This window comes from Streptomyces sp. NPDC031274 (assembly GCF_055570235.1).
Window position 1 is genome coordinate 1 of sequence record NZ_JBVIHP010000328.1, and the last position, 1,216, is coordinate 1,216.

The 1,216-nt window shown below is 66.1% G+C and carries 1 protein-coding gene; it reads right to left on the reverse strand.

The window, feature by feature from the left end; all coding sequences use genetic code 11:
- Positions 1-1,216, reverse strand: a 1,216-nt coding sequence (locus ACZ5CR_RS46090) for an outer membrane protein assembly factor BamB family protein (protein WP_468869939.1), incomplete at both ends; no start/stop codon positions are given.

Below are 1,216 nucleotides of genomic sequence, written 5' to 3' on the forward strand. Positions count from 1 at the left end.
GTACGAAGGGTTGACGTAGGCGATGACCGAACCGCCGTCGACCTTCATCGGCAGCATCGATTCCTCGATCGGCGACTTCGTGCGCCAGGCTTCCTTGCCGGTGGCCAGGCTGATCGCCACGACCTCGTTGGCACCGGACGTCGCCTCGGTCGGCAGGTAGAGGTTCTTGTCGTCGGTCGTCGCACCCAGGCAGCCCTGCAGGCTGCCGCCGAGGAAGGTCGAGCCGCCGCACTCCGGCGCGAACTTCTCGTCGACGCTGACCTCAGAGCGGGTGTCGCTGCTGTTGGGCTTCAGCGTGGTGATGTTCCACTGCTTCTTGTCCTCATTGGTGAGGTAGACGATCGTCGGGCTCTCGGAGTAGATCCGGCCGACCTTCCAGCCCTTGGGGAACTTCTTCGTCCACACGGCCTTGCCGGACTTCGGGTCGATCTGCTGCAGCTCGTCGTGCTCCGAGGAGGAGCCCGCCCCGCACGACAGGGCGCGGAGCATCTTCTTCCCGCCGGCGAAGCCGCTGGGGAAGCAGGTGCCCTCGTCCTTCTTCGTGGACACGAAGAGCTCCTTGCCGTCGCTCATCCGCAGCGCGGTGCCGGACTGGGAGCGGCCGACCATCAGGGTGTCGCCGGTGAGGGAGAGGTCGGCGTTGGTGGCGAAGTCGAAGAGACCTTCCTCCTTGACCGGCTTCGTCCAGCCCTTGCCGCCCGTCTTCAGGTCGACGACCTGAATCTGGCTGCACTTGGCGTCGTCCTTCTGGCCGTCCTTGTACGCGACGACGATCTTGTTGTCCTTCGTGATCTGCGGGGTCGTGCCACAGATCTTCTGCGGGAACTTGATCGTCGGCCAGGCCGTGTCGCCCGTCTTGACGTTGTAGGCGGTGATCTCCTTGTACGCGGCCTTGACGGCGATGTCGTCCTTGACCCACATGCCATTGGCGTCGGCGCCGGAACCGGGCGCCTTGGGCGCCTCCTTGTACCAGAGCACCTTGGACTCGCCGGGCTGGCGGCCCGCGTTGAGGTCTTCCTGCTCCTCTTCACCGTCGCCGGAGCCGTCGCCCGGGTTGACCGGCGCGGATTCGCTGGCCTTGGGGTCGTTGCTCTTGTTGGCGCTGGGCTTCTTCTTGCCGCCGTCGTCACCGCCGACGACCGCCCAGGCAACGCCGCCGATGACGAGCGCGGCGGCCGCGACGGCAGCCACGATCAGACCGGGCTTGCCCTTGAAG